General features: G+C 68.1%; 9 protein-coding genes and 1 pseudogene. 5 read left to right on the forward strand and 5 right to left on the reverse strand.

What is annotated here, in order from left to right; translation table 11 throughout:
• Positions 1-126 (forward strand): annotated as a pseudogene (locus tag ACE3P6_RS08635) (IS110 family transposase); the annotation flags it as partial.
• 27 nt (positions 127-153) lie between these two features.
• Here the strand turns inward: ACE3P6_RS08635 and dapB are convergent.
• Complete coding sequence (gene dapB / locus ACE3P6_RS08640; protein WP_374393820.1) at positions 154-960, reverse strand: 4-hydroxy-tetrahydrodipicolinate reductase; 807 nt, start codon at positions 958-960, stop codon at positions 154-156.
• A gap of 95 nt (positions 961-1055) precedes the next feature.
• Between dapB and rbfA the strand changes: the two genes are divergently transcribed.
• From rbfA to truB, 3 genes are read left to right on the forward strand one after another with little or no spacing between them, the layout of a single operon-like run.
• Positions 1056-1466: a 30S ribosome-binding factor RbfA gene (gene rbfA, locus ACE3P6_RS08645; protein WP_374373365.1), complete on the forward strand. Its 411-nt coding sequence runs from the start codon at positions 1056-1058 to the stop codon at positions 1464-1466.
• Complete coding sequence (locus tag ACE3P6_RS08650; protein ID WP_374393822.1) at positions 1463-2185, forward strand: phosphodiester glycosidase family protein; 723 nt, start codon at positions 1463-1465, stop codon at positions 2183-2185. Before rbfA ends, ACE3P6_RS08650 begins: the two co-directional genes overlap by 4 nt.
• Positions 2186-2188: 3 nt before the next feature.
• Entirely contained in the window at positions 2189-3091 is a 903-nt protein-coding gene (gene truB, locus ACE3P6_RS08655; protein WP_374393824.1) for a tRNA pseudouridine(55) synthase TruB, read from the forward strand.
• A 131-nt stretch (positions 3092-3222) separates the two neighbouring features.
• Here truB and rplT read toward each other — a convergent pair whose 3' ends face one another.
• From rplT to pyk, 4 genes are all read right to left on the reverse strand, one after another.
• On the reverse strand, positions 3223-3585 hold the full coding sequence (gene rplT, locus ACE3P6_RS08660) for a 50S ribosomal protein L20 (RefSeq protein WP_374373371.1): 363 nt from the start codon (positions 3583-3585) through the stop codon (positions 3223-3225).
• A 12-nt stretch (positions 3586-3597) separates the two neighbouring features.
• Positions 3598-3798 (reverse strand): 50S ribosomal protein L35, encoded by a 201-nt coding sequence (gene rpmI, locus ACE3P6_RS08665; protein ID WP_374373374.1) that lies wholly within the window; start codon positions 3796-3798, stop codon positions 3598-3600.
• A 109-nt stretch (positions 3799-3907) separates the two neighbouring features.
• Positions 3908-4132 (reverse strand): hypothetical protein, encoded by a 225-nt coding sequence (locus ACE3P6_RS08670; RefSeq protein WP_374373376.1) that lies wholly within the window; start codon positions 4130-4132, stop codon positions 3908-3910.
• Between the two features lie 33 nt (positions 4133-4165).
• On the reverse strand, positions 4166-5611 hold the full coding sequence (pyk, locus tag ACE3P6_RS08675; protein ID WP_374393825.1) for a pyruvate kinase: 1446 nt from the start codon (positions 5609-5611) through the stop codon (positions 4166-4168).
• Positions 5612-5759: 148 nt separating this feature from the next.
• Between pyk and ACE3P6_RS08680 the strand changes: the two genes are divergently transcribed.
• On the forward strand, positions 5760-6230 hold a 471-nt coding region (locus ACE3P6_RS08680), incomplete at its 3' end, for an N-formylglutamate amidohydrolase (protein WP_374393827.1).

A 6230-nucleotide genomic window follows, 5' to 3' on the forward strand; every position in this document is an offset into this window, starting at 1 on the left:
CGAACCCGCCTCGAAGCCACCGGAAAACCCGCGAAACTCGCCATCACCGCCTGCGCCAGAAAGCTCCTCACCATCCTCAACGCAATGATGCGCGACCACACAGACCACCTGAAACGGGCCGCGTGAAAGACAGTTGCTACGAAGCCCCGCGCCTCAGATCCCCAGCACGTCCATCATGTCGTATTGGCCGGGTTTGCGGCCCTGACCCCAGACAGCCGCGCGCAACGCTCCCCGGGCGAAGATGGCGCGGTCGGTGGCCATGTGGCGCAGGATGATGCGCTCGCCCTCGCCCGCGAAGATCACGTCGTGCTCGCCGACGATGTCGCCGCCGCGGATGGCGGAGAAACCGATGGCCCCCTTCGGGCGCGCGCCGGTGATGCCGTCGCGACCGGAGACTTTCGTTTCGTCCAGCGAGACGCCACGGCCCTCGGCAGCGGCCTGCCCCAGCATCAGCGCGGTGCCCGAGGGAGCGTCGACCTTCATGCGGTGGTGGGCCTCAACGATCTCCACATCCCAATCGGCGTCAAGGGCAGCGGCGACCTTCTGGGTCAGGCGGGTCAGGAGGTTGACCCCAAGCGACATGTTCCCGGCGCGAATGATGACGGCGTGACGGGCGGCGGCCTCGATCCGGGCGAGGTGCTGGGGTTCCAGCCCGGTGGTGCCGATGACATGGACGGCCCGGGCCTGGGCGGCCAGCGCGGCGAACTCCACCGTGGCGGCGGGGGCGGTGAAGTCGACCACGGCTTGCGCTTTCGAGAAGGCCTCCAGCGCGTCGTCGGTGACTTTCACGCCCAGTGGGGCGCCGCCCATCGCCTCGCCCACGTCGCGGCCGATCCAGGGGTGGCCGGCGCGTTCGACGCAACCGACGAGGCGCAGCTTGTCGGAAGCCTGCGCCAGCCGGATCAGCGTCTGGCCCATGCGGCCCGAGGCCCCTGTGACTACCAGTCCCGGCTGATCCATCTGCGTGCCCCCCGTTTGGCCCTTCCCTAGCCGGTTCGCGCGGGCGTGAGAAGCCCGGCGTTGCGGGTCGGGGCGAAAGGCCCTATGTGGACGCCATGTCCAAGCGCTTCAACACCGGGTCCGGCCCGTCGCAACGCCAGCTTCGGGTGGGGGAACTCATCCGCCGCACTTTGTCGGATGTGCTGAACCGGGCCGAAATCCACGACCCGGAGCTGAACGCCATGTCGATCACGGTGGGCGAGGTGTCCTGCTCGCCCGACCTGAAGGTGGCGACGGTCTATGTGATGCCGCTGATGGGGTCGGTGCCGGTCGAGAACGCGATCGCGGCGCTGGCGCGCAACAAGGCGGAGCTTCGGCACCGGGTGGCATCCGAGCTGACGCTGAAATACGCGCCCGACCTGCGGTTCCGGCCCGACGAGACCTTCGACCGGCTGGACGAAACGCGGCGGCTGTTCTCGGACCCCTCGGTGCAGCGCGACCTTGGCGCGGCGGACGACGAGGAATGAGGCTTCTCGCGCTGGCCCTTCTGCTGGCGCCGACCGCGATAGAGGCGGCGGAGTGCCGGGACACCACTTTCGAGGGGGCGTCCTACACGGTCTGCGAAGTGGTGGCAGGCGAGGACCTGCGGCTGTTCCACTCGGGCCCGGACGGGGCCTATGGCAGCTTCAAGAACGTGGACGATGCGCTGGGGGCCGAGGGCAAGGCCTTGGGCTTCGCGATGAATGCCGGGATGTATCACCGCGACCTGGCTCCGGTGGGGCTGTATGTCGAGGACGGGGTGGAGGTCTCGAAGCTGATCACCAGCGACGGGCCGGGGAATTTCGGGCTGTTGCCGAACGGGGTGTTCTGCATCGGGGACGGCTTCCGGGTGATCGAGAGCCGGGCCTTCAAGAAGGAGCATCCGGCCTGCCGCTATGCCACCCAGTCGGGGCCGATGCTGGTGATCGGGGGCAAGCTGCATCCGAAGCTGCTGGCCGGGAGCGACAGCCTTTATGTGCGCAACGGGGTGGGGGTCAGCGCGGATGGCAGCCGGGCGGTGTTCGCGATTTCCAACGAGGCGGTGAACTTCCACGCCTTCGCGCGGCTGTTCCGCGACGAGTTGGGGCTGACGGATGCGCTGTACTTCGACGGCAACATCTCGCGGCTTTATGCGCCGGGGATGGGGCGGCATGACGGCGGGTTCCCGATGGGGCCGATCGTCGGCACCGTGGTTCCGAAGGGCTGACGCATGGGCCGGGTGAAGAAGGGCCGGGCCGTCAGCGGCTGGCTGGTGGTGGACAAGCCCGCCGGAGTCACCTCGACGGCGGTGGTCAACAAGGTGAAATGGGCGCTCTCGGCGCAGAAGGCGGGGCATGCGGGGACGCTGGACCCGGATGCGACGGGGGTGCTGGCGGTCGCGCTGGGGGAGGCGACGAAGACCATCCCCTACATCACCGATGCGCTGAAATGCTACCGCTTCCGGGTGAGATTCGGGGCGGCGACCGAGACGGATGACGCCTCGGGCGCGGTGGTCGCGACGTCGGACATGCGGCCGACGGATGATCAGGTCGGCGCGGCGCTGGGGGCGTTCCGGGGCGAGATCAGCCAGGTCCCGCCGCAGTATTCAGCGGTGAAGGTCGATGGCGAGCGGGCCTATGACCTGGCGCGCGAGGGTGAGGTGATGGAGCTGGCGGCGCGGCCCCTGTGGGTGGAGCGGCTGGTGATGCTGGCCCGCCCCGATGCCGACCATGTCGACCTGGAGATGGTCTGCGGCAAGGGCGGCTACGTCCGGTCCATCGCGCGCGACCTCGGGGCAGCGCTGGGATGCCTGGGGCATGTGGAGTGGTTGCGGCGGGAGTGGTCGGGGCCGTTCCGGGCGGAGCAGGGTGTCTTGCTGGAGGTGATCGAGGCCGAGGCCAAGACTGATGCCCTGGATGCGCGGCTGCTGCCGCTGGAGCTGGGGTTGCAGGACCTGCCGGAGTTCAGGGCGACTCCGGAGGGAGCGGTGCGGATGCGGAACGGGAACCCGGGGCAGGTGATCGGCCATGCCGACTGGGGGACCGAGGGTTGGGCCAGCCTGGACGGGCTGGCGGTGGCCGTGGGGCACTACCGGGGCGGAGAGTTGCACCCGAGCCGGGTGTTCAACAGGTAGACCTGCCCCGCCCCGGCCTTGAGCCGGGGCCTCGGGGAGACAAAGGAGGTCCCGGATCAAGCCCGGGACGGGGTCAAAACAAAAGGCCCCGCGTCGCCGCAGGGCCTTTCCCAATTCCATGACCTGACAGATCAGGCCAGCGCGGCCTTCGCCTGGCCGGCGATGGCGTTGAACGCCTCGGGCTCGTGCACGGCGAGGTCGGCGAGGACCTTGCGGTCGACCTCGATCCCGGCTTTCGCCAGGCCGTTGATCAGGCGCGAATAGGTCATCTCGGCATCGAACAGCCGCACGGCGGCGTTGATCCGCTGGATCCACAGCGCGCGGAACTGGCGCTTGCGGGCCTTGCGGTCGCGGGTCGCGTACTGGTTGGCCTTGTCGACCGCCTGGGTGGCGGTGCGGAAATTGGTGGAGCGGGCGGCGTAATAGCCCGAAGCCGCCTTGATCACCTTGCGGTGACGGGCATGCGTGACCTTGCCGGATTTGACGCGGGACATCTGGTGCTCTCCTTACCGGTCGTAGGGCATGTATTTCTTGACGATCTTCTCGTCGCTGGCGCAGAGGATCATCGCCCCCGATGCGTCGCGGACGAATTTCGTCGTGCGTTTGATCATGCCGTGGCGCTTGCCGGCGGGACCGGCCTTCACCCGACCGGAGGCCGTGAAGCTGAAGCGCTTCTTCGCCGCCGACTTGGTCTTCATCTTGGGCATTTCCATCTCCGTGGTTGCAGGCACGACTCGGCATGCCACTTCGGCCGGCCGTGCGGGTAACGAAGCCGCCCCTATAGGGGCAGGCCGGGAAAGGTGCAAGGGGGGACCGTCACTGGAAGAGGCGCGACAGCACGCCGATCATCACCCCTGGCACCTGGTTGAAGGCGTAGCCGCCCGGCTTCACCCAGAGCGCCCCGACCACCATGCCAAGCGCGACGATCACCAGGATCGCCCCCAGGCGCGGCGGGCGGCCCTCCACCCAGGCTGCAAGCAGCGAGGGTATCGACAGGACGAACAGCACGATCCCGATCGTCAGAACCAGATCCGTATCCATGACCCCTCGCCAGCCATGACCGCGAGGGCAAGGTTACTCGGGGTCGACCCGCGAGATCAACCGTTCGTCGCAGGGCGCGACGCGCAGGATGTTGGTGGTGCCCTTGACGTTGAACGGCACGCCCGCGGTCACGACCACCTGGTCCTCCTCGGTCGCGAACCCGTCCGAGCGCGCCGCGCCCACGGCGGCCAGCACCGCGCCCTTGAAGCGTTCCTGCGGCGGGGTGATCACGCAATGCGCGCCCCAGGTCAGCGCCATGCGCCGCGCGGTGGACATCAGCGGCGTCAGCGCGATGATCGGCACATGCGGGCGTTCGCGGGCGACCAGCGCGGCGGTATTGCCGGTCTGGCTGAAGCAGCAGATCGCCTTGATGTTGGTCGCCTCGGCGATTTCGCGCGCGGCGGCGACGATGCCGTCGGCCACCGATTCGCGGCGGACGACGCGGCTGGCCTCGATCACCGAGCGATAGGTCGGGTCCTTCTCGACGCTCATCGCCACGGCGTTCATCGTGCTGACGGCCTCGACCGGGTATTTTCCGGCGGCGGATTCGGCCGACAGCATCACCGCATCGGCGCCTTCATAGATCGCGGTGGCGACGTCGGAGACTTCGGCGCGCGTCGGCACCGGCGATTCGATCATCGATTCCAGCATCTGCGTCGCGACGATCACCGGCTTGGCCGCCGTCCGCGCCCCCCGCACCAGACGTTTCTGGATCGGCGGGACCGAGGTGACGGGCAGTTCCACGCCCAGATCGCCCCGCGCCACCATGATCCCGTCCGACACTTGCAGGATGGCATCATAGGCCTTTACGGCGGCGGGTTTCTCGATCTTCGACAGGATCGCGGCGCGGCCCTTGGCCAGGCTGCGGGCCTCGATCACGTCCTCGGGGCGCTGCACGAAGGACAGCGCCAGCCAGTCGACGCCCAGTTCGCAGGCAAATTCCAGGTCGCCCCGGTCCTTTTCCGACAGGGCGGCGACCGGAAGCACCACGTCGGGCACGTTCACGCCCTTGCGGTTGGAGATCGTGCCGCCGACTTCCACCGTGCAATCGGCGAAGTCCTTGCCGCAGGCATTGACGCGCAGGCGGATCTTGCCGTCGTTCACCAGAAGCGAGGTTCCGGGTTCCAGCGCGGCGAAAATCTCGGGATGCGGCAGGTTCACGCGCTTGGCGTCGCCCGGCACGGTCGACAGGTCCATGCGGAAGGCCGCGCCTTCGACCAGTTCTTCCGCGCCGTTGGCGAAGACGCCGACGCGCAGTTTCGGGCCCTGAAGGTCGGCCAGGATGCCGATCGGGCGGCCAAGGTCCTTTTCAACCTTGCGGATGATCTCGTGCCGTTTGGCGATGTCCTCATGGACGCCGTGGCTCATGTTCAGGCGGAACACGTCGGCCCCGGCTTCGAACAGGGCGCGGATCATCTCGTAGGTCGAGGACGCCGGGCCAAGCGTGGCCACAATCTTCACGTTGCGGTGACGGCGCATCGCCATCCTCCTGCTTCAAATTTCGGTTCATGTGGGCCGCGTGCCTTATGGCGCAATCCGATCCGTCCCGCAACGCCTTCCGGTCGCTCTTCGCTGCCTTTCAGTTGCTCATCGCTGGCCTTGCGCGAAGAACGACCGTAAGGGAGGGATGAGCACCCGAGAGGACCGCATGGCCTTCAAGATCGACGGAGAACATCGGCCCGGCCGCTGGCTTGTCACCTGCGACCATGCGTCGAACCATGTGCCGGACTGGGTGGGCGGCGGCGACCTTGGCATTCCGGCCGAGGACATGGCGCGCCACATCGCCTGGGACGTGGGCGCGGCAGGGGTGGCGTCGGAACTGGGGCGGCTCCTCGACAGCCCGGTGATCCTGTCGGATTTCTCGCGCCTGGTGATCGACCCGAACCGGGGCGAGGACGACCCGACGCTGGTGATGCAGCTTTATGACGGCACGATCATCCCGGCGAACCGGCATATCGCGGCGGAGGGGATCGAAGAGCGGCTGGACCGGCTGTATCGGCCCTATCACGCGGCCTATGCCCGGCTGGCGGCGTTGCGGCCCGACCGGGTGATCGTGGCGGTGCATTCCTTCACGCCCTGCCTGCGGGGGCGTGCACCC

Source organism: Tabrizicola sp., from assembly GCF_041911175.1.
Classification (GTDB): Bacteria; Pseudomonadota; Alphaproteobacteria; order Rhodobacterales; family Rhodobacteraceae; genus Tabrizicola.

What these genes read in the sequence shown, in the direction of transcription:
- dapB (WP_374393820.1), bottom strand. Translation starts at nt 960, where the DNA reads ATGGATCAGCCGGGACTGGTAGTCACAGGGGCCTCGGGCCGCATGGGC.
- rbfA (WP_374373365.1), top strand. Translation starts at nt 1,056, where the DNA reads ATGTCCAAGCGCTTCAACACCGGGTCCGGCCCGTCGCAACGCCAGCTT.
- ACE3P6_RS08650 (WP_374393822.1), top strand. Translation starts at nt 1,463, where the DNA reads ATGAGGCTTCTCGCGCTGGCCCTTCTGCTGGCGCCGACCGCGATAGAG.
- truB (WP_374393824.1), top strand. Translation starts at nt 2,189, where the DNA reads ATGGGCCGGGTGAAGAAGGGCCGGGCCGTCAGCGGCTGGCTGGTGGTG.
- rplT (WP_374373371.1), bottom strand. Translation starts at nt 3,585, where the DNA reads ATGTCCCGCGTCAAATCCGGCAAGGTCACGCATGCCCGTCACCGCAAG.
- rpmI (WP_374373374.1), bottom strand. Translation starts at nt 3,798, where the DNA reads ATGCCCAAGATGAAGACCAAGTCGGCGGCGAAGAAGCGCTTCAGCTTC.
- ACE3P6_RS08670 (WP_374373376.1), bottom strand. Translation starts at nt 4,132, where the DNA reads ATGGATACGGATCTGGTTCTGACGATCGGGATCGTGCTGTTCGTCCTG.
- pyk (WP_374393825.1), bottom strand. Translation starts at nt 5,611, where the DNA reads ATGCGCCGTCACCGCAACGTGAAGATTGTGGCCACGCTTGGCCCGGCG.